This window comes from Rhodoflexus sp., assembly GCF_053489755.1.
In genome coordinates this window covers 103,792-129,145 of record NZ_JBRCHD010000038.1, presented here as the reverse complement: position 1 = coordinate 129,145, position 25,354 = coordinate 103,792, and the positions used below count along the sequence as shown (strand labels likewise).

The 25,354-nt window shown below is 49.1% G+C and carries 20 protein-coding genes; 8 read left to right on the top strand and 12 right to left on the bottom strand.

Going from position 1 to position 25,354, the window contains the following annotated elements:
* The first annotated feature begins 52 nt into the window (after positions 1-52).
* Positions 53-304 (top strand): nucleotidyltransferase family protein, encoded by a 252-nt coding sequence (locus ACWIP2_RS08840; protein WP_448519562.1) that lies wholly within the window; start codon positions 53-55, stop codon positions 302-304.
* A 52-nt stretch (positions 305-356) separates the two neighbouring features.
* Positions 357-1,205, top strand: coding sequence for an aminotransferase class IV (locus ACWIP2_RS08835; protein WP_448519561.1), 849 nt, complete (start codon positions 357-359; stop codon positions 1,203-1,205).
* Here ACWIP2_RS08835 and ACWIP2_RS08830 read toward each other — a convergent pair.
* The 6 genes from ACWIP2_RS08830 to ACWIP2_RS08805 form a co-directional block, all read right to left on the bottom strand.
* Positions 1,186-2,178: an aldo/keto reductase gene (locus tag ACWIP2_RS08830; RefSeq protein ID WP_448519560.1), complete on the bottom strand. Its 993-nt coding sequence runs from the start codon at positions 2,176-2,178 to the stop codon at positions 1,186-1,188. The two genes, ACWIP2_RS08835 and ACWIP2_RS08830, sit on opposite strands and share 20 nt — an antisense overlap.
* A 10-nt stretch (positions 2,179-2,188) precedes the next feature.
* Entirely contained in the window at positions 2,189-2,710 is a 522-nt protein-coding gene (locus ACWIP2_RS08825) for an acyl-CoA thioesterase (RefSeq protein WP_448519559.1), read from the bottom strand.
* Between the two features lie 333 nt (positions 2,711-3,043).
* Positions 3,044-4,402, bottom strand: a complete 1,359-nt coding sequence (locus tag ACWIP2_RS08820; RefSeq protein WP_448519558.1) for an OprD family outer membrane porin — start codon at positions 4,400-4,402, stop codon at positions 3,044-3,046.
* Between the two features lie 54 nt (positions 4,403-4,456).
* Entirely contained in the window at positions 4,457-5,023 is a 567-nt protein-coding gene (locus ACWIP2_RS08815; protein WP_448519557.1) for a hypothetical protein, read from the bottom strand.
* Complete coding sequence (locus ACWIP2_RS08810) at positions 5,010-6,068, bottom strand: c-type cytochrome (protein WP_448519556.1); 1,059 nt, start codon at positions 6,066-6,068, stop codon at positions 5,010-5,012. The genes ACWIP2_RS08815 and ACWIP2_RS08810 overlap by 14 nt, the downstream gene beginning before the upstream one ends.
* A 300-nt stretch (positions 6,069-6,368) precedes the next feature.
* Positions 6,369-7,502: a DUF1573 domain-containing protein gene (locus tag ACWIP2_RS08805; protein WP_448519555.1), complete on the bottom strand. Its 1,134-nt coding sequence runs from the start codon at positions 7,500-7,502 to the stop codon at positions 6,369-6,371.
* Positions 7,503-7,816: 314 nt separating this feature from the next.
* Here ACWIP2_RS08805 and ACWIP2_RS08800 point away from each other — a divergent pair, with 314 nt between their 5' ends.
* Positions 7,817-8,605: an SDR family oxidoreductase gene (locus ACWIP2_RS08800; protein WP_448519554.1), complete on the top strand. Its 789-nt coding sequence runs from the start codon at positions 7,817-7,819 to the stop codon at positions 8,603-8,605.
* Between the two features lie 10 nt (positions 8,606-8,615).
* On the opposite strand, the gene ACWIP2_RS08795 is transcribed toward ACWIP2_RS08800, so the two are convergent.
* From ACWIP2_RS08795 to ACWIP2_RS08785, 3 genes are all read right to left on the bottom strand, one after another.
* Positions 8,616-9,482, bottom strand: coding sequence for a UbiA family prenyltransferase (locus tag ACWIP2_RS08795; protein WP_448519553.1), 867 nt, complete (start codon positions 9,480-9,482; stop codon positions 8,616-8,618).
* A gap of 3 nt (positions 9,483-9,485) precedes the next feature.
* Positions 9,486-11,432: a GAF domain-containing sensor histidine kinase gene (locus ACWIP2_RS08790; RefSeq protein WP_448519552.1), complete on the bottom strand. Its 1,947-nt coding sequence runs from the start codon at positions 11,430-11,432 to the stop codon at positions 9,486-9,488.
* 64 nt (positions 11,433-11,496) lie between these two features.
* Entirely contained in the window at positions 11,497-12,462 is a 966-nt protein-coding gene (locus tag ACWIP2_RS08785) for a VOC family protein (RefSeq protein WP_448519551.1), read from the bottom strand.
* A gap of 101 nt (positions 12,463-12,563) precedes the next feature.
* Here ACWIP2_RS08785 and ACWIP2_RS08780 point away from each other — a divergent pair, with 101 nt between their 5' ends.
* Positions 12,564-15,458: a TolB family protein gene (locus tag ACWIP2_RS08780; protein WP_448519550.1), complete on the top strand. Its 2,895-nt coding sequence runs from the start codon at positions 12,564-12,566 to the stop codon at positions 15,456-15,458.
* Positions 15,459-15,909: 451 nt separating this feature from the next.
* Here the strand turns inward: ACWIP2_RS08780 and ACWIP2_RS08775 are convergent, their stop codons facing one another.
* From ACWIP2_RS08775 to ACWIP2_RS08765, 3 genes are all read right to left on the bottom strand, one after another.
* On the bottom strand, positions 15,910-17,715 hold the full coding sequence (locus ACWIP2_RS08775; protein ID WP_448519549.1) for a M61 family metallopeptidase: 1,806 nt from the start codon (positions 17,713-17,715) through the stop codon (positions 15,910-15,912).
* A gap of 71 nt (positions 17,716-17,786) precedes the next feature.
* Entirely contained in the window at positions 17,787-18,839 is a 1,053-nt protein-coding gene (locus ACWIP2_RS08770) for a hypothetical protein (protein ID WP_448519548.1), read from the bottom strand.
* A 14-nt stretch (positions 18,840-18,853) separates the two neighbouring features.
* Positions 18,854-20,809: a CBS domain-containing protein gene (locus ACWIP2_RS08765; RefSeq protein WP_448519547.1), complete on the bottom strand. Its 1,956-nt coding sequence runs from the start codon at positions 20,807-20,809 to the stop codon at positions 18,854-18,856.
* A 210-nt stretch (positions 20,810-21,019) separates the two neighbouring features.
* Between ACWIP2_RS08765 and ACWIP2_RS08760 the strand changes: the two genes are divergently transcribed.
* From ACWIP2_RS08760 to glmS, 4 genes are all read left to right on the top strand, one after another.
* Positions 21,020-21,757 carry a hypothetical protein gene (locus ACWIP2_RS08760; protein WP_448519546.1) on the top strand — a complete coding sequence of 246 codons (738 nt, stop codon included), beginning with the start codon at positions 21,020-21,022 and terminating at the stop codon, positions 21,755-21,757.
* Between the two features lie 64 nt (positions 21,758-21,821).
* A complete protein-coding gene (locus tag ACWIP2_RS08755; RefSeq protein WP_448519545.1) occupies positions 21,822-22,289 on the top strand; it encodes a DUF2147 domain-containing protein in 468 nt (155 codons plus the stop codon).
* A 4-nt stretch (positions 22,290-22,293) separates the two neighbouring features.
* Entirely contained in the window at positions 22,294-23,376 is a 1,083-nt protein-coding gene (locus ACWIP2_RS08750; RefSeq protein WP_448519544.1) for a DUF6268 family outer membrane beta-barrel protein, read from the top strand.
* A 140-nt stretch (positions 23,377-23,516) separates the two neighbouring features.
* Positions 23,517-25,352, top strand: a complete 1,836-nt coding sequence (gene glmS, locus ACWIP2_RS08745; protein WP_448519543.1) for a glutamine--fructose-6-phosphate transaminase (isomerizing) — start codon at positions 23,517-23,519, stop codon at positions 25,350-25,352.
* The last annotated feature ends 2 nt before the right edge of the window (positions 25,353-25,354 follow it).

Here is a 25,354-nt window from a genome sequence, read left to right as displayed (position 1 = left end):
ACACTTGCAAAAAGCCGCTGAAATCATCAGTCATTACCCCTGAACTGAGCGGGTGTGGCTTTTTGGCTTCTATGCGCGCGGCGAACAGGACGAAACCAGCGATTTGGATATTCTGCTGCAATGCGAACCTGTGTCTTATTTCAAATTACACGACCTGATTGAAGAACTGAAAGCCGCATTTCCACTCAAAGTGGATTTGGTTACCGCAGGAGGTGTTTCGCGACACATACAGCCCTACATAGACAAGGATAAAATTCTGTTTTATGAAAAGCCGCAGGGTTTTATCCTGATAACCGCCTCTTAGACGCACATCTGTAAAATTCACTACCTTTACCGGTCTATTTACACGTTTTCTTATGGCTCATTTTTGTTCTATTAACGGCGAGGTGATGCCTGCCGACAAAGGGCAGATTTTCATCAACGACATCGGGCTGCTGCGCGGCTACGGGCTTTTTGACTACTGCCGCACCTATGGCGGGCAAGCGTTCATGCGCGACTTGTACCTGCAACGCTTCGAGCGTTCCGCCGCGCTGATGGGAATTGATTTTCCTTTTGCAAAAGAGGCGATTTGGCGGCAAATGGACGAGCTGCATCAACGCACGGGCATACAGGATATTTCCTTCCGTCTGGTGCTCACAGGTGGCTATACTCCCGATGGCGTTACCCCTGCCCAAAGCCCTAACCTACTGATTATCACTGAAGATATTCCCTATGTAGCCCCCGAAAAATTCATGCAGGGCATCCATGTAATCACCGATGAGCACCTGCGCGAACTGCCCGAAATCAAGTCCACCAACTATGTGCGGCTGATTATGCTGCGCCACCAAATCAAGGCGGCCGGCGCGGTGGATGTGCTGTTCCACAAAGACGGCGCAGTCAGCGAATTGAGCCGCAGCAACCTCTTCCTGTTTCATGGCGATACGCTCGTTACGCCCGATGCCAATATCTTGAAAGGTATCACGCGCCATGTTACGCTGCAACTGGCAAAAAATATTTACAAAATAGAAGAGCGCAAAGTTGCGCTTGAAGAACTCTGGCAGGCGGACGAGGTTTTCACCACAGGCACTACCAAGCGCCTTATGCCGATTACGACCATAGACGACAAGCCCGTAGCCGACGGCAAACCCGGACGCAATACCCTCCGATTACTGGCTTTATTCGATGAAATGACCGCATCGCTTACGGCTAACCCGCTTGTTTCATAGCCGCAAACAGGTGGCGACAGTCTTCCTGCCAGAACCGCACGAGCCACTCGCGGTCGGCGGCGCTAAGGAGCGGCGGTATCTGTGCATTGCAAACCGCCTGTTCAGGAGTGCGAATGCCCGGAATAACGGCGCTGATAGCAGGATTAGACAAAATAAAGCTGAACGCCAGTTCTGCAAGGCTCATGCCATAGTCTTGCGCCATTTTTTGCAGCGGCTGCAAGAGTTTGGCCGCTTCCTGTAAAACGGGCTTCGTTAGGCGAAAACTGCGGTGGTCGCTTGCAGGAAAACTTGTATGAACATCAAATTTGCCCGTCAGCAAGCCAAATTGCAGGGGCATCCGCGCTATTATGCCATAACCGCCCTGCCGCATCGGTTCTAAATAAGGCGTAATCAGTTGATTAAAAATATTGTAAACCACCTGAAAACCATGCCCGAAGCGGTTTTCCAGACAAAATTCAGCCTCTGGCTCTGGCATAAAGGTTGCTAATGAAATGCCATACCAACGGATTTTGCCCTCCTTTTGCAGCTGTTGAAGCAATCCTTCCAACTCGCCGCTTTGCAGGTTCGCTACTTTGGCGACATGTAATTGATAAAAATCTATCGCTTCGCGGCGCAGGCGGCGCAGACTCTGTTCGCAGGCTTTGCGCACATGTTCGAGCGAATAGTCAATCTGAATAGTGTTGCCTTGGCCTTGCCGCTGTCCTACTTTGGTGGCGATAACCACGTCTGCGCGGTTGCCAAAAGTTTTACCGATAAGTTCTTCGGAATGTCCAAGTCCGTAGAAATCGGCTGTGTCGTAGAAAGTGATGCCGCTGTCTAGCGCCTTGTGTAACGCTTTAATGGATACCGCATCATCGGCAGGCCCCCAGCCAATGGGAATGCCGCCTACTTCTGCCTCGCCGCCAATCGCCCAAGCGCCAAATCCGATGCGGCTTACCTGTAAATCTGTATTTCCAAAGCGGACGTATTGCATGGTAAAAAAATTAGTCGTTATCCACAAAAAGAGACTTTAACTCTGTCGCATCATCGGGTTTCATGCGACCTGCCAAAATGAGGCGCAACTGCCTGCGACGCAGCGCCCCATGAAAAAGCCGCTGTTCTTCGGCTGTTTCAGGGATTAATTCAGGCACTTGAATCGGATTGCCCGACTGGTCAACGGCTACGAACGTGCAAAACGCTTTGTTGGTAATTTGTTTAGTTCCCGAAGGAATATCTTCGGCGCTGACCTCGGCGTACACTTCCATAGACGAATTGAAGGCGCGGGTAACCTTGGCGCGAATCGTAACCACATTGCCTAATTTAATCGGTTTTTCAAATGAAACGCTGTCCATAGAAGCCGTTACTACCGTGCGGTTAGAGTGTTTCTGCGCGGCAATGGCTGATGCAATATCAATAAAGTGCATCATGCGCCCGCCCATGAGGTTGTGTAGCGTGTTGGTATCGTTGGGAAGCACCATTTCGGTCATAATCACTTCCGACTCGCGGGCAAATTTCTTCTTATTCATGGTTGGTCAGTGAAATTTACCGCAAGTTAGCGGCTAAATCCAAAATAGCGGCATGTCTGCGCGTCGTTGCATGTGTCTTTACACTGTTTGCCGTTGCGTGTGTCCTCACACGCGACAAGTTGGTTGTTCGTGAGGAACGAACGACGGAAGGAGCGGCATGTCTGCGCGTCGTTGCATGTGTCTTCACACTGTTTGCCGTTGCGTGTGTCCTCACACGCGACAAGTTGGTTGTTCGTGAGACACGAACAACGGCGATAGTAAGGCACGAACAACAGCGATAGCAAAGTGACACACGAACGACGGCAAAAAGACACAAATAATGGCAATAAAAACTCAAAACCGATAATTTACAATCCAATTTACGTGGTGCATGTTAACCTTGTTGATAACAAAGTTGTCATTTACGCGGGCGGAGCCGCCGTTGTTTTTCAGCACATATAACAACTCCATTTCCAGCCCTTTCCAAAAACCTTTCGGACGGTAGAGTAAACTCATATTAAACTGCTGATAATCAGGCATGGCGTACTTATTTTTGGCGGCGTTGGTCGGCGAGGGAACGGAGTAATTGCCAATGGAGAGTTGTAGTTGCAGCAAGGAACTGAATGTGGTCTGGTAGTTCAACGTCAGCGCGTGAACGTTAGCAAAACCCTCGTTGCGCTCGCGGGGAATGAAGGTGTAGAACGGGTCGCGCCCCCACTCGCGTGGGAAGAGCCACTGCCCGCCGTCGCCGATGTGGGTATAGTTCAGGGCGAAAGTTTGCTTGCCAATGCGCTTGCCAATTCTGCCGCTTAGTACCCATGCGCGGTGGTTTTCAGGCATATAGCGCTGTTCGGCGGTTAGGTCGGGGCGGGTGTCTAAGCCTTGCTGCCATGCCCACTGCGCCCCCCAAAGCCACTCGCTGTTGCTCGCGCCGCTTTTGCGGCGACTTTCCCATTGCAACAGTTGCGTGTAGAACATCTGCGGCATGTAATACGCCCAAAACTGCGCTTCTGATTGGGGCGAAAAGGCATAACTCAACTGCCCGACCGCCAGCGGCTGCCGCACAATATTGCCCATATACTGCGCCGGGCGACCCGTTACGGCGCGTCCCTGCGGATAGATGCCAAACGTTTCGGCAATAGCGTACCAGCGTTCGGTAGAGCGCGGCGACATTGCCCACAACACGCCCCCTTGTCCTTTGAGTTTTTTATTCCCCTTAATGTCTAACCAGATACCCTCCTGCATGTTGGGGCGCATCCTGCCATCCTGCGGGTTGATAAAAGGGGTTTTCAGCAACATGCGACCAAGCGTAACAGAGGATTTTTTGTAGTAATACATGAGTCGCAGGTGTTCAAAACGCGCCAGCGTGCCTGTAAAATCGGGGCGGGTGATGTCAAATAGCCCGACCTCGTAGCGATTCAGCACGTTTGCCTGCGGGGCAAGGTTAGACGAAGCCAAATTATCCCACACATAGCCGGAAACAGCTATCTGCAAGCCTTTCCAGCGCGGACTTTCGTAGCCGCCGCCAATGCCTGCGCCAAGTGCATAAAAATCGCGCAGTGCGCCCTCGTTGATGGTTGCCATGAAAAAAGTGCGCGCCTGCACCTCAAATTTACCTTTGCGCATAAAATTTTGCAACGTATCGGGTGGAGTTGTCGCCTGCGCTTGGCTAAACAGTAAAAAAATGCCTGCGATGGTCAGTAATTGTTTCATGGTTTAATTTTTAATTGGAGTATTGGTGAAATTTGTAGCGCATTACAAAATTTATCAGGTGCATATTGGCGCGGTTGTGCAAAAATTCCATTCTTTCCAGAAGCCGCGCACCATCGTAGGGCGCAACCTGCCATCTTGCGGATTGATGAAAGGCGTTTTCAGCAATAAATTACCAAAAGAAGCCGTCAATTTTTTGCCCGTGTAACGGATAAACATCTCTTCCATCAGCGTCAGGTCGGAATGTTTGTAGGGTTCGCCCAGGTCAAAGAGTTCACTCTCATAGCGGCTGTGCTGATTGGCAAGGGAATCTTTCGACCGAATGTGTTTGGTATGAAACGGATTTTCAATCAACGCGCCGCCAAAGGCAAAAGAAAAGCCGTGCCACGAAGGCGAGTGATAGTCCAGCGCAATGAAAATACCATTGGCAGCATAGTCAGCCAGCAGTCCATAGTTAATGGTGGCAGAGGTAAAGTTGCGCACCTCTAAGCGAAACTCATTTTTGGGTGGCGGAAAATGCAGAATTACGTCATCTGCCTCGTAGTGATGTTGGGCAAAAAGCGGCAGGGCAAAGCATAAAGTTGCCAACAGCGTCAAAAAAGCAGTGGTATTATTTCTTCTCATTTTGCTGCTTGTACCAGTTTTTGATAGGGCGGAAAGGGCCAAACTTGTGCTGTTTTTCGCTGAACGAATCGGCAAAGGGGCCAAAAGGATGATCCACAGGCTTTTTGCTGATGTCGGGCCAGTCGCCTGCAAAGCGTTTGTCGGGGTGTGGCATGGAGTTGATGTAGGCTGCCACGTCCCAAGCCTCGTCGTCGGTGAGTTGCGGTCGCTCCCAAGTGGCTCCCAGTGGCATGTTGCTTTTTACATAGCCTGCAAATCGCGACATGCGATACAGTCCTGCGCTTACGTTGTAGCTGTGCTCACCCCAAAGCGGCGGAAAGGTGTAGGTTTTACCATTGGGCGCAAGTTGTCCCTGTCCGTCTTTGCCGTGGCAGACTGCGCATTTCTGCTCATACACTTCTTTACCTGCTACAGGGTCGGCGGCTCTGTCCATATAAGGCAGTTCTGTAATACCTGCACCCTCAGGGACTGTGCCTTTGGGAACATCCTGCCCCAACCAGCGCATGTAAGCAACGATCGCCTTCATTTCCTTACTGTCTTCGGGCAGCGGCTTGCCGTTCAAACTGCGTTCAAAACAATCATTGATGCGTTTTTCGACTGTCTCTATTGTGCCTGAACGCGCCCGAAACTTCGGATAGGTGCTCCACACCGCGCCGTAGTTATTGCCCCAGGGACGCGTGCCTGCATCTAAATGACAATTCTGGCAGTTCATGCCGTTGGTAGTATGCCCCAGCGAGCCGTTTGGCCCAAAGTAAGCGGCGGTATTGGCAATCAGTTCGCGGCCATAGCGGATACTATCGCCCGACTCGTTGGCAGGCAGAGTACTGATGTCAGGCGCTTTCCAGACTGCTGCTACCGCTACCGAAGGCGCCGGGCTTGCAGGAATTTGCAAAAAAGGATGGTCGGACAAATCTTGTTTGGATGCGGCAGGTGGATAAGCCAAGTACCACACTTGTATCAGAAACGATACTAAGGCAATGATAATCAGAGCTGTAAGTTGATAGGTTGCTTTGCTCCAGCGGTTGAGCCAGTCTTTGTTTTCCATATGTTGTTGAAAAGAATTATTTTCATATGCAAATATATAAATATTTAAATCTGTTGATTAGTCCAACGAAAAAAATCACAGTCAAGGCAAAAATCGCTTGCCTTGACTGTGTGGTATAAATGCTATATGCAAGTCATCGTTGCGCGCCGCACCAAATTTTTGGAACACCGCCTGCGCAGATTTTCACGGATTTTTACATGAAACTTCTTCTCTAATCAAAGAAATGGTCAAAAAAATACGCATTATGCCGTGTTACGCTCCTCTATCTGCGTCTTATCTGAATTTTCGGGATAGCTCATACTATTTATTGCCTGTAACTACATTGACCTGTAGTTCCAGCGTCTGGCTTGGTTGCAGTTCGTCATTGCTGAGGATGGTAAAGTAGCGGTGCTGTTTACCGAGTGTTCCGTTGTGGATAAACCTGACCTGAATAATGGCAAATTCCTGCGGGGCAAGCGAAAACTGCTTGTCCGAAATAATCTCACAGCCCGGCTGCGCTTTGATATCCAACACTTCCAGCGTTCTGCCGCCTTCGTTGTAAATCACAAATTCTGTAATCAAACCTACATTGAGGTAAATATCGCCGAGGTTTTGTACTTGCTCGCTCAGTTGGATGCGCGGCCCCAGATCTGTATTGACCGCCTCACCTGTACGCTGCTGGATACCTGCCGGAACAGATTTGCTTTCTGCAAAAAGCATGTCATCTGCCGAAGGTAATATGTTGGCGATCATATTTACCTCTACACGCGGCTGCGACGCATTTTTGGTGAAAAGAGCTACATTTTCCTGAAAAAAACCTGTCGCCTGTTTCAGTTTAGGATCATAAGTTACAACAATAGAGCCAACCTTTCCGGGTGGAATGATCAAAGAAGAGTCAAAAAATACGCGAATGTGGGTCGGAGTTTCTATGCGGTTGGTAAATATGATCGTATCAGTACCGGCGTTGTACATCTCGAAGCGCTTGCTGACCACTGCCTGCCCCGTGAGGCTGCCGAAATTCAGATTCTTGTGGCGAAAACGCAAAACGCCGCTGACATAAGGAAAAGTTGCCTCTGGGGTGTTCAGTGCCGAAGGAGCAATATAGCCCTCTAACTTCAGCGAAAAGGTGCGCGGCTGCGGGTCGGTGATGTGAACTGTAAAAACCTTCTGAAAGGGCCCCAATTTATAGGGTGCAAATACCACCTTGATACTGCCTGATTTACCCGGCGCAATTGGTGTCTGCGTAAAGGAAACCGTACTACAGGCACAGTCGGGAATGACCTTCTGGATATTTAGCGGAGCGCTGCCCTGATTCTTTACCGTAAACTCATGGACGATGGGGGTATGTTCTTTGCTGACGCGCCCTACGTTTTGTACTACTTCCGAAATCTGTATTTGTGCCTGCGCTGCACCCGCCAACAGCAATCCGCAAACAAGTGCTATCCAACTTTTCATTTTCATACCCGAAGTTTTTCAACTACTGCAAACATAAATGAATTTTGAGCGTGTTTTTACCTGACTTACATTTTTAGCGCCACCAATGAGATAAACAAACAAGTAGCTCCTACTTATCTTTTTGGCTTTTGCCAACAACGAGCAAGATAATGCCCGCTATCTGCGCAATACCGTACCAATACAGACACTCACAGATTTGTTATGCGTTTGCATCTGTTCGGCTGGCGTCCTCTCCAGATCGGATCTGTATTTACAAACTCATCGTCAAACGATTCCTCAAAAAAATCTATTATTGCAAAAAGTTATCACTTGCTATGAATCTAAATCTGCAACACAAAAAAGCCATTGTCTGCGGCAGTACGCAGGGCATCGGCAAGGCTGCCGCCATTGGGCTGGCGCAGTTAGGGGCAACCGTTACGCTGCTTGCTCGCAATGAAGCGGCTTTGAAAGCCACCTTGCAAGAACTGCCTAGCCCCAACCACCAGCAACACAGCTACATCTGTGCTGACTTTGCTTATCCCGAACAAGTACAAGCCGTTGTTAATCAATGGATTACCGAGCATGGAGGCGCACATATTCTCATCAACAACACAGGAGGCCCTCCGGGAGGACAGGGCATAGACGCATCCCTCGCCGAATATACCGACGCATTTACCAAGCACCTGATTTGTAACCAAATACTGGCGCAGGCTTTAGTTCCCTATATGAAGGCGGCAGGCTACGGACGTATTGTAAACATCATTTCCACGAGCGTCCGCGAGCCGATTGCAGGACTGGGTGTTTCCAATACCATTCGCGGTGCGGTTGCCAGTTGGTCTAAAACGCTTTCCTACGAGCTTGCTCCCTTTGGTATTACGGTCAATAACGTGCTGCCCGGCTATACGAAAACTGCCCGACTAGCGAGCCTGATCAAAGCTCGCGCGGAGAAACAAGGCAAAACCGAAGAAGCTATTACGCAAGAAATGCTCGCCGAAGTGCCCGCAGGTCGCTTTGCAGAAGCCGAAGAAGTCGCCAACGCCATTTTATTCCTTTGCAGCCCTGCGGCAGGCTACATCACGGGCATTAATATACCTGTAGATGGCGGGAAAATTCGGGCTTTGTAGAACTACTGCCTCAGCCCAAAATCCACAAAGCAAAGTAAAAGCCGTTTAGGCAAAGGGCAGAGAGTAGGTTCAGTCGCATCGTATTTTTAAAATTTACCTCTTGGGGGGCTTTAAATGCCCTGAACATCCACCAAAAAAAGAACAACAGCACAGGAGAAAGTGCCAAAGGAAAAGCTATTGCCCAGATCGGCGAAAAATAGAACCAAAAGTAAGCAATAAAACCACCTGTAGCGAGTGTAAAAATGCCCATCGTATAGAGGAAAGTACCGCGAATGCCGAGTATGAGGCTTAGTGTGCGGTCGCCGCGTTTGGCATCCTCCTCGTGCTGGTAGATCTGTGTCATCGGATACGAACCGATCAGCATCAGCGAAGAAAGCGCAGCAGGCAGCAACCATTGCGCCGTCAGCATCTCGCCCCAGTTTTTACCTGTAACTGCCTGTACAGAGGTAATAAAGACAAAAAAACCCTGAAAGATGCTTACTGTCAGCAAACTCAGGACGGGGTATTTCTTGAGTCGCACTGTAGGATGACTGTAGGCTTTGGACATTAGCCCATACACAAACAGCGCCAGCGCAAACTGCCAACTGACGAGCAAGCCCAAAACAATGCCGAATAGATCAAAAAGCAGCGCCACTCTGTACAATTCAAGGCTGACAGGCGGAGGCTTTTCCAGCCCCCCGATAGCTCCCTCGTCTTTGTCGAAGTATGAGTTGTAGCCATTGCTCGCCGGATAAACGAACAAATGCCAAGCTATGAAGGCAATACAAGCGGGAAACAGATGAAGCGCATCGGCATTTGTCGCGCAGGCAAACAGAAAAACAGGTAACAAGAAAAAAGAGAAAGGAATGCGCAAATGCAGCAGCGTACTTAATTGCATAGATTAGGTTTTCGGTAAAAATACACGAAAAACCGAACCTTCGCCGGGCATACTTTCTACTTGGATTAAACCGCCCATCGTCTCTATCTGGTGCTTAGTGAGGAAAAGCCCCAGCCCCTTACCTTCCCGATCGGTATGCAGGCGACTACTCATGCGAAACAGTTTATCTCTGTTTTTTTCCAGATCCATCCCAATGCCATTGTCCGCAACTTCAATTACAACAAAGTCTTCCGACTCATAGGCTTTGATATCTATGCGATGGTTGACATCCGAACGGCGGTACTTGAGCGCATTGCTGATCAGGTTGTGTAAGATACTGTCTATGTATGCAGGCAAGGCAGCAACTGTCAGCTGCGCAGGAACGCTAATATTGATCTGCGTAGTGTCTATCAAGCGATTGTGCAGCATTTCCACGTTGCCATTGATTGCATCTAACAACAATACAGGCTGCTTTTCAGTTGCTTCAGCCATGCTGTCCACGTCGAGCAGGATATTCATTTTGCGAATCGTACTGTCTAACTGGCAGGCTGTGGTGCGTAACATCTCCAGCAATTGCAAATCATTAGGCATTGTGTAAAATAAATCTGTTAGCGAAATTATATTTGCTACCGACGAGCGCAGGTTGTGCGAAGTAATATAGGTGTATTCTTTCAAACGATCATTTTGTCGTTTGGTCAGCTCGATGAGCTGCTCCAACTGACTGTTGCGCTCCAGCAGCATCTGCTCTTTTTGTTGCAGGACGCTTTCCGCCTCTTTTTCTTTGGTAATGTCTTTGGTTGCTCCAATCAGAAATCCGTCTTTATCGTTGTCGCGTCTGATGATGCGGTTGTAGTCGCGCATCCAGCGCACTTCGCCCGATTTGGTAATAATCCTGTATTCGTTCACCTTTTCAGCATTATCTGTCAGACGACGCGAGTCTCGCGTCAGTTTGTTAGTATCTTCAGGATAGAGAATCTTATCCCATGTCCCAGGCACGGCAAGCTCCTCAACCGAGTAGCTCAAGATGCGCTCCACATTATCCGAAACCCATTCGATGTAAATTCTATCATCAGCAATACGAGCTTCATATACGTAATCAGATACTAATTCGGTCAGCAGTCGGTAGCGCTCTTCGCTGCGTTTGATGTCCTCGCGGGCTTTGAGCTCCAGCGTGATGTCTTTGCAGGCAGAGAAAATCAGCCCTCCAACCGAGCGGGCGTTCCATTCTAGGTAGCAATAAGTCCCATCGCGTCTTAGGTAGCGATTGACAAATCCTTTCACCGTCTGTCCATTTTTCAGCATTGACAGGGCAGAAATTGCCGGTGCCAGATCATCGGGATGCACCAAAGACTGCGAAATTTTGCCAATCAACTCTTCGGGTTTGTAGTGCAAAGTTGTTTCCCATGCAGGATTGACGCGGAGAAAAGTACCGTCCGAATCTACCATGCAGAGCATTTCGGGCACCAGCTCAAAAAACTCTTCATAAGTTTCCTTGTAGGCGCGGAGCTTGATCAGGTCTAAAACCTCATCGGCGAGCAGGCGCAGGGCTTCCCTCTGCTGATCGTTGAGCCGGCGCGGCTGCCGATCAATCACACAGAGTGTGCCTAAGGCAAAACCATCTGTATCTACCAGCGGACAGCCTGCATAAAACCGAATATCAGGCGCACCTGTTACAAACGGATTATCAATAAAACGTGCATCCTGCGTAGCATCTGTTATTTCAAAAATCTCTGTCTGCCGGATCGCATGGTTACAAAAAGCGTGTTCGATCGGTGTGCTGTCTATATCTACACCTATCTTGGACTTAAACCATTGTTGCTCATCGGTCAGGATCGTAATCAGCGAAATGGGGGTGTTGCAAATCAGGGCAGCCAGTTTGGTGAGGCGATCAAACTCGGGTTCTTGCAGTGTATGAAGGATGCTGTATTGCTCAAGTTTTCTGATCCGGCTTGTATTTTTTGCGTCTCTCATTGGCACTTTATATTAAACCCTTTAACTCTCTGTTAATCTACCATCAATCCTGCGAAAACCGATTTTACTGCTCCTTGAGATATTCCGTTCGGGCACTCTGCCTGCCGTCTTCCTGATACATCTCCATCTGCATTCCGTCAGGTGTGGAGGTAATGGCAAAAGTATAAACGGTTGGCATATCATTGTATTGCATCCGCGTAGGATCTAAGGCAAAAGAATAGCCTTTGGCTTTTGCAAATTTGAAGGCAGGGCGAATGTCCTTGTACATAAAGCCCAGATGATCTACCCCGAAACGGAAAAACTCAGGGCTGCGTTTCATAACTTTGCTGCGGTCGTACCCCATGCCTTCAGGGGTCGAAAGTACGAAGGTGTGCCTACCTACAAGCATGGTTGCAGTTGCAGCGCTTTGGCTAATCACTTTCCCGTTATACACTTCTCTAAAAAATTTAATGTTAGCCGCAAGGTCTTCTACCATATATTGCAGGTGGTCAATGCCATAGGGCGTAATGGCGCTATCATCAGGACGTTCCACAATTACAATGCGGTTATAATCCGGTCCCCAAAGCATCGCAGCACGTGCTTCAGGCTCGGCGGGCAGTTTAAAATGCTCATTTATGAAAATAATACCTTCAGATTTCAGCTTGGCAATTGCCTGATCTAAATTTTTGGTACAAAAGGCCAGCCAATCCATGCCGTACATGGGCTGTAAGTCGGGCGAGGGATCTATCTGCGTGCGATTCCAGCGCTTAGGATCGCGCACGCGCATACCGGGAAAAGGCCCACGCGCCGATACGTTGATCGTAGATTGGCCGGGACGCACCAGCAAAAAGTCTATGAACTGCAACGGATTTATTGGCTGCTGCGCCATTGGGCGCGCACCGAAATGCTTGATAAAAAATCGGTTGGTAGAGTCCCGATCGCTCATGTAGTAGTGGATATCGTCCAGCATGATCGGTTCGCGTTTCTTGCTTTGTGCTGCGGCTCCAAATGCCAGCAAGCCTGCCAAAAGGGTGTAGAATAGTTTTTTCATGGTGATTCAGATGTAAGGCGTGTAGATAAATAATTAACCAAATTAACTAATTTGTGTTGGCAGTCAGGCGCTTAACCGCAAAAAAATTTGTATCATGCGTTATGCTTCGTTTGATAATTTGCCTTGCGATTGTGTGGATGGGCTATACACTGCCGCTCGCTGCACAAGATGTATTCGACGTACAACAAATGCCTTTTTCGGTGCGCTGGCAACAGTTGCGCACACCGGAGTTTCGGTTGATCTTCCCCGCTGATGCGGTACAGGAAGCCCAGCGGACAGCGAATATACTCAATACAATTTTGCATCCGGGTGCGCAATCCTTTGCCCCTATTGGTCGAAGTTTGGGCAGGCAACCCAGACACATCAGCGTGCTGTTGCAAAACCGCACTACTTTCAGCAACGGCTTTGTCGCCTTTGCACCGCGCCGCTCGGAGTTTTTTACGATGCCACCGCAAAACAACAACGACTTTGGCACTGCCGACTGGCTGGCGCTGCTTTCGGTACACGAAATGCGGCACGTAGTCCAATACGACAAAGCAAAAACAGGCTTGAGCCGCTTAGTGTACTGGCTCAGTGGCTACAACGGATTGGGCGCAGTAGCCAATCTGGCAGCGCCTTGGTGGTTTTTTGAGGGCGATGCTGTAGGCATAGAGACACTCATGCTTCCCGGAGGCAGAGGCAGACTCCCCAGCTTTGACCTACTCTACCGCACCCAAGTGCTGAGCGGCAGCTGCTGGGGCTACCACAAAGCACACCAGCGATCGTTCCGCGATGCCGTACCCGATCACTACGTATTGGGCTACCATCTGACCTCCTATCTGCGGCGCAAAGGCGGGGCGCAGGCATTAGATCGGATCACACAGCATGCCTTTGCTTGGCCCATTGTGCCTTTCACTTTCAGCAACGGCATTCGCAAGGTAACGGGGCGCTCTTTGGTAGCTACCTACCGCGATATGAACCGCGAATTGGACAGCATCTGGCGCAACCAGCAGCAGCAACTTTTTCGTGAACAACCTGTAGCAACACTCAAAGTTGCCCGACACAGGCACTACAGCATCCCGACTTACACCGATTTTGCACTGCCACAACCCTTAGCAAATGGGCGCGTAATTGCGCTGCGACAAGGCATGAGCGATATTCCGCAAATTGTGGTGATGCCTACAGACAGCAGCCGCCACGCCCGCGTAATTTTCACCCCCGGATTAGTCGTTTCCAACGGTATGTTTTCCGCAGAAGCAGACAAGGCCGCATGGGTAGAATACGAATTTGATCCGCGCTGGCAAATGCGCAACTATCAGGTGATCAAGATTTTAGACTTGGTAAAAGGCAGTGTTAGAACCCTCGCACGCAAAACCCGCTACGCTGCGGCGGCTCTTTCGCCGCAGGCAGACAAAATTGCAACAATAGAAGTGGCAACAAACAGTTTCCAGCAGATACGCATCTTAGACAGCCAAAGCGGCGAAGTATTGCAAAGCCTGCCCAATGCAGACAGCGTACAGTACAGCATGTTGCGCTATGACACCGACGGACAGCACCTGCTCTGTATCAGACGCAGGACAGACGGCAGTACCGCCCTTTCGCGCATCCACCTGCCCACTGAAAACGTGCAGGATTTACTGCCTTTTGGCTATGAAAATATTGGCGCTCCGGCAGCAAGCGATGACTGGTTGTTTTTTCATTCTTCCTACAGCGGCATAGACAATATTTATGCCTTAGACAAAGCAAGCGGCAGGCGATGGCAGGTTACAGCGCGTCCGTTTGGGGCATACCATCCCAAACCTTCCCCCGATGGCAAGTTCCTGTATTTCAATGATTTCGACCTCTACGGTATGGAAGTAGCCCGCCTTGCAATTGATACGACTTTATGGATTCCTTTTGAGCAAACCGCAACCGTGCCTACCGAATATTTCCGTCCACTACTGGAGCAGGAAGGCGAATTAGCCGAAACATTGGCAACTCTGAAAAATCCACCGCGCCGCACCTATCCCACGCGCAAGTACGGTAGGTTCAGCGAGTTGCTGAATATTTACAGCTGGTCGCCGTTTATCAACCCTAATAATTTGGAACAGTTAGAAATTGCGCTCTATTCGCGCAACCTGTTAAGCACTGCCATCACAACTGTTGGCTACAGGTTCAACGCCAACGAACAAACGGGCAGTTGGTTCGGGCAGTTCAGCTATCAGGGCTTCTACCCTATCTTAGACCTCAACCTGAGCAGCGTGCAGCGGCGCACCAATGTCCGCGTCAATAACCAGATGAGCGAGTTGCAGTTTACCGAAAATGTGGCTACGTTGGGCGCACGCATCCCGCTCGTCCTGACCAATTCGCGTTTTTTGCGGAGCGCCAACATAGGCGCTGCAATTTCATCGCGACAGACAGGCAACTTTCAAGGGCAATTTGCCGACCGCTTCCGCAGTGGAAACCTTTGGAGCGGCGGAGCGAATTTCAGCTATGCATCCACGCTGCGCCGCGCCGAACGCGATATTGTCAGCAGGCTGGGCTTTACAACGGCAACTTTTGCGCGGCAGGTAATCGCCAGCCGCGATTTTGAAGGGGGACAGTTTGCCACCCAAGGGCAGATCTTCCTGCCCGGAGCGCTTCGCCACCACGCCCTTACGCTACGCGGATCTATGCAATACGAGCAACAGAGCAACTACCGCTTCCTCAGCCCGATCCTCTTTGCGCGGGGCTATGCCTACCGCAGCCACGAGTGGTACTACGGCAGCGCTGTCGAGTACCGAATGCCACTCTGGTATCCCGATATTTCGCTGGGCCCCGTCGCCAATTTGCAGCGCATCAAAACCATGCTATTCTACGACAACGCCGTCGGCGACCGCAGTACGCGCTACCAGACACTTGGCATTGACCTGACGATGGATTTTAACTTGGGCAGAATGGCACAACTGCTATTTGATGCAGGGCTGCGGCTGATGTACTTCCCGCAAACACAGACAACAGGCGTAGAGATCGTTGTCGGGCGCGTGGGCATCCGTTAGAACAATCAATGATGACTTTTGTCATTTCCTGACTTCCGCGTTTTAACACCCAAGTTGAAAAAGTCGCGCAAGTAATTTTTGTTCTTCGGTGAGCAGCAGTATTTTCTTTCCGGCTTGCTGCTTTTGGGATAACAAAATAGTTATACTGAAATGAATCATCTACGACGTAGATTTTTATCCCGTAAGGATTGCATGTTGTTAGTATTGAACCTGTTTTACATAAGCACACCCCAAAGGGCGTGTTACAGGGCAATGATTGTACTACCGATGTTGAGCGGCTGTCCAAAAAGTAACACAGATTTTAGTCTGTGATTTATTAATCAGTTGATAATCAAATAGATACAGACTAAAGTCTGTGCTGCATTCATTTTTTTGGACAGCCTCGATTGACCCATCATGCAATTCATAATGGTATTAAATATTCACACAGCAAAACTACCCCCGTAATCAACTATCGCTTGCCCGTAAACTTGCGAAAGATGAGTTGCTGCTCTTCGGTTGGGTTGCTCACAGGCACAAGGGTATATTGTGCTGTACCATTTGTACCAACTTTTACGTCTAATTCGCCCACAAGTCCATCGCGGTTGTAGATAACTTTCACCACATCACCTATTTTGCGGCCTGCAATGTAAGCATTCATAGCAGCGGCGCTGTTCATGCGGAATCCGTCCACGGCGATGATTTCGTCGTTTACATTGATGCCGTCGTTGTAGGCAGGTGCATCGCGGCGGGTAACTTTTACTATCACGCGGTTATTTTCGTCGGCAACGGTCATACCGAGGCTTGGCGTGTTATCAGGCGTTACATTGAGACGTAGCCCTGCATATTCCAAATACTTTGCATAGTCGGTAGGCTTGGTGCCGAATACGTAATCGTTGAAAATTTCGTCTAACTTTTTGCCTGCCACATCTTCGCAGGCTTTTTGGAGTTCTGCCTCAGTAAAGCCGCGATTGAATTTTTTGTAGGTATTGGCATAGAGCAGGCGCATCACATCGTCCAGACTTTTCTGCCCTTTGGTATTTTTCAGGATTTCCAAATCAAGGATCATCGCAACGCGAGCGCCCGAACCGTAGTAAGAGATGGTGCTGTTGATAGAGTTTTCGTTGCGGCGATAGTACTTGATCCACGCGTCAAAGCTGGCTTCGCCAACGGATTGTACCTTGCTGCCCGGTGAGTTTTCATGCTCATTAATGTTGGCGGCTACGTCGCGCAGGTAAGAATTTTCGTCAATGAGTCCGGCGCGACGCACGATAAAATCGTCATAGTAGGAAGTAAAACCCTCTGCCATCCAGAGTTGTCGGGTGTAGTTTTCCTGATCGTAGTCAAACGGCCCAAGCACGTCGGGGCGCAGGCGCTTTACGTTCCAGAGATGGAAATATTCGTGTGCAGCCAGCCTGAGGAAGCCCATGTAGCCGCTTTGGGTCTGGTAAGCGTTGCGATTGACTGCCAGAACGGTTGAGTTAAGGTGCTCCAAACCGCCCGTAGCCCCGCCACCGAGGTTGTGTACAATGAAAATGTACTCTTTGCAAGGCAGTTCGCCGAAAATTTCCACAGAAGCCTCAATAATGGCTTTCGTGTCGCGAATGAGGCGCTCTTCGTCGTATTGCGCCACGCCGTACATCGCGTACTGGTGCGGAACGCCTGCCGCCATGAAGGAAATAATTTTCTGGTTGCCAATTTCAATCGGAGCATCTGCCAGTTCGTCGTAGTTAGGGGCGCGGCGGGTGTATTTATCGCCGTTTACCTTGTCTAATGTCCATGAAATTTCTTTCCAGTCTTTGTAAGGCTGCACCTGAATAGTAGATGGCAGGTTTACAAAGCCGTCGGGGAACATAAACACGCTCGGCGGGCTGATGAACGCATGTGAAGCATCCACAAAGCTTGTGCGCACGGACTGCTCAAAGGCATATACCTTGTAGCTGAAAACAACACCTTTGGCAGCGCCAAGTTGTACGCGCCAGTTGTTTTTATTGATTTTCTGGAATTTGAGCGGATTGCCGTTCAAATCTTTTGCTGACTCACCCTCTACGTTGCGGGAAAACTCACGCACCATGTAAGAACCCGGTGTCCAAACGGGCAATTTGAAATCCACATAGCCGCGTTTGACAACATTGGCGGGCAGATTTTCAAATCGGATTTCCATATCTACGTAGTGCGTGTGCGGCGCTTCTACGCTCAGGCGGTAAGAAAGTTGCTGTGCCCAAACACTGCCTGTCAGCCAGAGCGCAGACAGTAACACGAGGATTTTTGTTTTCATCGTCCTGTTGTTCATTGATTTGCAATAATGGCAAAAGTAAACGCTTTGCACGGAAAATAGCTGCCGGAGCGCTAACCCTTCAAAATCTTATCCACCTCTGCCAGAATCGCGGTATCGCCAAAGTCGCGGATGCTATGCAAATCGGCGGTGAGTTGTTTGAGCTGATGGAAGGTGGCTATTTGCAGTTCGTGGTTGCCTTGGGCTTCGTTGCCGCGTTGGTTTTTTGCCTCCAGCGATTGGAGTTCTGCACCAGCCTGCGCCAGTTTGCGCTGTGCGAGCAGTTCCTGCTTCATGCCTGCGAGTTTGTCCGCTATCTGGCGATACGCCTGTATCCGCTGCGCTACGGTTTCAAGGTTGGTGTGCGCTTTCAACAGCAAGTTTTTGCCCTGCTCAATCGCTTCGGGAGTCAAACCCTGCTGATAGTCATTTTCCAGAAAGTAAGTTGCTCCGTCGTTGGGATTGGGCTGATGCTTGAAAACTACCGCCGCATCGGGATGTTCCTTCATGTACAATTCGCCACGCGGCACGTACAGCGCTTTGAGACTGTCTATCAGGCTTTTAGTCAGCGATTCTTTGAGTTGCTCATCTTGGCGGATGTACTGTTTGTTTTCGGCAATCAGCGCATCGTATTGCGAAGCATCGGGCAGCATCGCCACATCCGAAAGCTGCGTTTGCAACACGTAAACCAGACTTTCAAAGTCGGAAAGACCAAATTTAGCAGCCTGAATTTCAATGCGTTGCCCTTTGGTATCTGCAATGGAAAGAATGGCTTTCTCGTTGGCTGTGAACGATTGCAACTGCTGCAAGGGGATTTTTTGCACCTTGCCGTCGGCTAATTGTACCAGTTCGGCTTTGTCTATGGCTGCCAGCGGAATTTCCTGCGTCTTACCCGCCGATTGCAGCGCCAGCCGCTCCTCGCTGAGCAAGATGGTTTGCACAGGCTTTGAAAAATACTGCACCGCGCCGATGCCAATACCAACCAGCCCGACAGCACCCAGCGCCAGCATCGCCATGCCCCCGATCAACCAGCCGATCACAGCCAGCACCACTCCGCCGAGCAAGTAACTGAGCGCAACGTTTTTGGAAGGTGTTTTTTCGGGGAGTACGTAGATTTCGTTTTCCATTATTGAAGATTAAACTACGCCGATTTACTTTTCTCTCTTTTCTTGTTCTTATCGCGCTTTTTAGCTAAACGTTTGAGCAAACTGGCGGTAATGTCTAAGAAGTTTGATTCGGTGATGATGCCGACCAAACTATCCTTATTGACTACCGGCAAACAACCCAACTGATTGTTGCGCATCAAATCCATTGCCTCGTAGATAGTAGCCTGAGGAGTTATCGTAATCGGATTTTTTACCATCAGCTCTTCAACCCTCGTATCGTTACTGTCGGGGTAGCGACTTTTGCGCAGAAAATGGCGCAAAAGCGCCCGGGACGATATTAGACCAATCAAGCGCCCTTCGTCGTCTTCAACAGGCATGTAGCGGATGCGCTTCCAGTCTATAATATCTGCACTTAGCTCTACCAAGTCATCTTTTTTAACAGTAAACAGATCGGTGGTCATAAACTCTTCTACGATGATACTGGTAGGTTCGTACTCAACAATATCCTCTGTAGTGGCATCCGGCCACTGGTGAACAGGCATATTCTGCACCTGATTTTTGATCATAGCTGCTGTGATCGCTGCAGTAGCCTCTTCTTTGGTTGTTTCTTTAATTAGCTTGGCGTATGAGTTCAGAATCCAGCGCGAGCCTGTAGTACCTGTCTCGTTGCGGGCTTCAATAATTCCGATGTACTTATCAATATCCTCCTTGGCTACATTGGCCTTTTTCAAACCTTCCTTGGCAAGCGGTATCAGCTCTTTGCGGATAAGCTCCATGTCAATGATTTTCTTGCCATGGAACCAAGTAAACTTCGACCCTAAACCTACGCGAGCAGCAGCTAAGAAGTTGGATTTGGCATCATCAAAATCCATCAACTTTGTAACATCGCCGTAGGCATCTTCAAAGCCATTCATCAAGCCGATCCAGAAAGCCGCATTCGCCACTTCATCTATCACAGATGGCCCGGATGGGAATACGCGGTTTTCTATGCGCAGGTGCGGCTTGCCATTAGGGCTGATCCCGTAGCAAGCTCTGTTCCATCGGTAAACAGTGGAGTTGTGGATATTAAGCGCCCGAAGACGAGGTGTTTGCCCGCTGCGCACCGACTCGAGCACATCCTCTTCTATGTCGGACATAAATATTACGCGGAAACGCATAATATCTTCCTTGTACATGTCCAATAAAGATCCTTTCAGCCACTGGCTGCCAAAAGTTACACGGGGACTTCGCTCGCGCAGATGCTCGGATGCAATGCGCGTATCTATTGACTGCCGGAACAAGGCAATGCGCGTTTCCGCCCAAAGCCGCTTGCCAAAAAGCATCGGCGAATTGGTAGCTATTGCCAATACAGGCGCGGCTATTGCTTGCGCAATGTTGTATTTTTTGACAAAATCATCGGGTTTGATCTGCAAATGCACCTGAAAGCTGGTGTTGCAGGCTTCTATCAGGGCAGAATCAACTAATACGTTCAGTTCATCCAATCCTTCGATGCGCACTTCGTATCTGTTGCCGCGCATCATATTGATCGCTTCCATGAGCGAATAGTAACGATCTACGGGAGTCAGGTTGTCCAGATTGATGTCAAACTTGCGGATCGTAGGCAAAATACCGGTCAGAATTGCCTGCGTATCGTGGCTTGTTGTTACCTCGCGCAAGATGTTGAGCATATCCGACAAACTATTTTCAAGCTCGGAAAAGCAATTACCCTCGAAGGTCAGCGGGGGCACATTCGCCTCTATGTTAAACTTGGCAAGTTCGGTTACAAAATTAGGGTGATTCAGTTGCTCCAACAATTCCACATTAACGGATGCGGGTTTGCCGTGCCTATCCACTAAGCACATCTCCTGCTCTGCCCCAATGCGTATAATATCAGTCTCAAACCAACCTTCGCGAAGCATGATATCCAATGCTTCCACATCTTTCAATAAATAGCGTGTAAACCGATTCAGGTCGGTGTGAGTTTTAGCTAAGCGCACCCTTTGATCGCCCATAGTTGTTGTTTGCGTTTATATGAATTTACAGGTTACTAAAATAAGTTAATTCGGAACAAAAACAAGCCGCTATCACTATTTAAGGCAACTCCTGCGCAAATGCAATGAAACATTTCTTTACCTGTCGCAGTACTTAATTGAACCAAATATCCGTAAGATGTTTAATTATTTTCAGATATGCCCAACTTGTATATGCGTCCGTTTGTAATAATGCTGATACTTCTGCTGGCAGCACAGGCTGCACGCGCACAATCCATTTATCAGGATGTTATCTACCTGAAGAATGGCGGCGTGGTCAGAGGTGAAATTATGCGGATAGAGAACGGGGTTTTACACATCCGCACCAATGGCGAAAGCATCACCGAGATACCTATGACAGATGTTAAACGCCTGACTAAGCAGCCTCGCACCTCCGTAGATACAGACTCGATCAAGCAGCGTGTATTCAAGTCGGAGGGGGTTGCTGTCTTCCAAGAAATCGGCTATGGCTACAGCACCGGGCTTTTGCGCACCTCGAGAGGTTCGTTCAACTACCAATCGCGGAGCTATACCTTCCTCGCAGGGGTAGGCGTATATATGGCCGACTATGTGCTGCTTGGTATTGGTACGGGCTACGGACAACTGGCTCCCGACAGACGCATTATTCCCATTTTTGGTGAGGTGCGAACGCATTTCTCGCGCAAACAATTTTCACCTTATCTACTGATGCGCGGCGGCTATGCAGTCGGCTGGCGCGACAACATATCAGGCAATGACTGGGGCGGCGCTATGTTTGAGGCTGCTGCAGGGATTAAAACTTTTCTTACCCCCCGCCATGCCATCTATGCGCAAGTTGGCTATCAGCAGCAGCAGCAGCGCATCGAACTGATCAATTTGTTTACCCAAACTATTTTCTCGGAACGGGCAAACTACCAGTTCTGGGGGCTTCGCGCAGGTATCCTATTTTAGAAATTCCTGAAATCGAATAATTTGCATCCTGAATAAACCTTGTGAAACCAAATCAGTAATTCTTATGAAAAAGTGGAAAAACTTAACGTTAGTAGCAATCGCTACCATCTGCTGTTACGTATTTGCAAGCGCCTACGCCAATGATAAATACGCCGACGCAATCATTGGGGTTTGGAAAACAGGCTCCGGCAAAGGTATGGTACGCATCTACAAAGAAGGCGACAAGTACTATGGCAAGCTCGTATGGCTCAAAGAACCCAACGACGAAAGCGGAAAGCCCAAAGTTGATAGAAACAACAGCGACGAATCGCTGCGCAACCGTCCGCTGATCGGGCTGGTTAACCTTCGCGACTTTGTTTACAAAGGCAACAAGGTTTGGGAAAATGGCCGCATTTATGACCCCGAAAACGGCAGCGACTACAGTTGCGAAATGAAATTGACCGATGAAAATACACTCGAAGTACGTGGATTTATTGGTGTATCGCTGTTCGGCAGAACAGATGTGTGGAAACGTCAGGTGAAGAAAAACTAATCGTATGCAGTCCAGATTCAACTTTTTGACACAAGCAGGCGCACTGCTTGTGTCCTTTTTATTGACAGCTAAATTAACTGTTGCACAAACCGACTCAACAAAAGTAGTCAATGAAGATTTTGAAGACTATAGCGAATATGGCGACGATGAAAGCGTTAAACGCTACTGCACCCAAAAAGTGCTTTTCCTCAGTCCCACAAAACTCATCAGCGTTGGTTACGAGTTGCAGCTGCCCCAAACCATCGGGACGACTTTTGCGCCCTTCACAGGTTCATCTCAAGAGGAAAGAGCAACTTTTCTCTCGCATGGGCTTCGTTTAGGCGCTAACTTTCCTGTCATCTCGCGGAGTAATATCATCGTCAATTTGGGCATTAATTACTACGAAAGCCGGATGCAATTTGAAAACGCAGGTAGTTTGGACAACGCCATGCATCGTGCATTGGAAGAACGCGGTTTGCGCACTACAGGTCTGATGGCTACGATTTTTAAGCCGCTCAACGAGAGAAACTTCATCATCGTAGCAGCCAATGCAGACCTTAACGGCAACTACAACTTTACGGACTTACAACCACTGAATACGACCCGCTACAGCATACTGGGCGTTTACGGCTGGAAAAAATCTGATAAACTGATGTGGGGCTTGGGCTGGGCGCGCACCTACCGCCTCGGCGAGGTCAATAACACCGTGCCTTTGCTGATGTACAATCGCACATTCAACGACCGTTGGGGAATTGAAGCCCTCTTGCCTGCCCGCTTCAATGTGCGTAGAAACTTCTCGCCAACCTCGCTCCTGCTATTGGGTTATGAGTTGGAAGGTAACTCTTATCACATCCGTTCCCGTGGCAGCGATCCTTTCAGCCAGTTGATCAACAGGTCTGAAGTGCGCCGCTCTGAACTGAAGGCAAGGCTCACCTACGAAAAGCAAATATCAGGATTTATCTGGCTGTCTGCGCAGGCAGGTATTCGCATAAATGCTAATTTTAATGTATCGGCAGCCGAAAATGCGCCACGCCGTGAGTATATCGTAGAAAATACACTCACCAATCCGCTATTTTTTGCATTCAGCATCAATTTAGTTAGCCCGTAATATGTGATACATACTTACCCAACCGCCCGCCTGTAAGCGTAGATCTTCTACCCTTACAGGCTTTATTTTTTTCCATTGACAAAATCGTACTACTTTCGGACACTGAAAAAGTTTGGGTACAAAAAATCTCTTAAGACTATATGTGTGGAATTGTTGCCTACATAGGCCCGCGACAAGCCTATCCAATCCTGCTGAAAGGCCTCAAACGGCTGGAATATCGCGGTTATGACAGCGCAGGTATTGCCATTATAGACGAGCAACTCAAGGTCTATAAGCGCAAAGGGCGCGTGGCAGATCTGGAGGAGCGGCTTGTTGGAGTTCAATTAGCCTCCAATATAGGCATTGGACATACGCGCTGGGCAACCCACGGCGAACCCAGCGACCGCAATGCGCACCCGCATATTTCACAAAGCGGAAAAATTGCCATGATTCACAATGGCATCATCGAAAACTACGCCCCTATCAAGCAAGAACTAACTGGCAAAGGCTACCAGTTTCACAGCGATACCGACACCGAAGTACTGCTCAATTTTATTGACGACATCCGCGAAAACAACAAGTGTTCACTTGAGGAAGCCGTCCGCATCGCGCTGAAGCGTATTGTTGGCGCTTACGTAATTGTGCTACTGGATATTGAAAATCCCGATACACTGATAGCGGCACGCAAAGGCAGTCCTTTGGTCATCGGCATTGGCAAAGGCGAGCACTTCCTTGCGTCTGATGCTTCGCCAATTTTGGAATATACCAAAGAGGTTGTCTATGTGAATGACTACGAAGTTGCTATTGTCAAGTCTGATGAACTGATTCTCAAGAATTTAGGCAACGAACGCCAAACCCCGTTCATTACCAAGCTGGATATGGATTTGGCAGCTATCGAAAAAGGTGGTTATGAGCACTTTATGCTCAAAGAAATTTTTGAGCAGCCTACGACCGTATTTGATTGCCTGCGCGGGCGATTGGATGCTGCACAAGGATTAATTACGCTCAGTGGCGTTGAACAGCACCTGCAAACCCTTATACAAGCCCGACGCATCATTATCATTGCTTGCGGCACCAGCTGGCACGCAGGGCTGGTAGGTGAATACCTGATAGAAGAACTCTGCCGCCTGCCCGTAGAGGTAGAATATGCCTCCGAATTTCGCTACCGCAATCCTGTTATCGGCAAAGGCGATGTAATACTCGCCATCAGCCAAAGCGGCGAGACTGCCGATACGCTCGTAGCGATCGAAAAGGCGAAAGAAAACGGCGCTTTTATCTATGGCATTGTCAATGTCGTAGGCAGTTCTATCGCAAGGCTTTCGCACACAGGTACTTATACGCACGCAGGCCCCGAAATAGGCGTAGCCTCTACTAAGGCTTTCACAGCACAACTAACGGTCATTACCTTGCTTGCCCTACGTCTGGCGCTCGCTAAAGCAACCATTAGCAGGGAGCGATTTTTGCACCTCTGCAACGAACTGGCTAATATTCCCGAACAGATCGGGCAAATTCTCAAGCATGCACCCGCCATTCAAGCCATTGCGCAGCGCTACAAAGATGCTCGCAACTTCCTCTATCTGGGGCGCGGCAATAATTTCCCGATTGCATTAGAAGGCGCGCTCAAACTCAAGGAAATCAGCTATATACATGCCGAAGGCTACCCCGCAGGCGAGATGAAACACGGCCCGATCGCGCTCGTGGACGAAGAACTGCCGGTAGTTTTTGTAGCAACTAAGGATGCTGTCCACGAAAAAGTTGTCAGCAATATGCAGGAGATCAAAGCCCGTAAAGGCAGAGTGATTGCTGTTCTGACAGAAGGCGACAACTTCACGGCACAGCTCTGCGAAGCCTCTATCGAAATTCCTGCAACAGATGAGTTGCTCACCCCGCTGCTAACGGTAATTCCGATGCAGCTACTTGCCTATTACATCGGCGTTGCCAAAAATCTGGATGTAGATAAGCCGCGCAACCTTGCCAAATCGGTAACGGTTGAATAGTG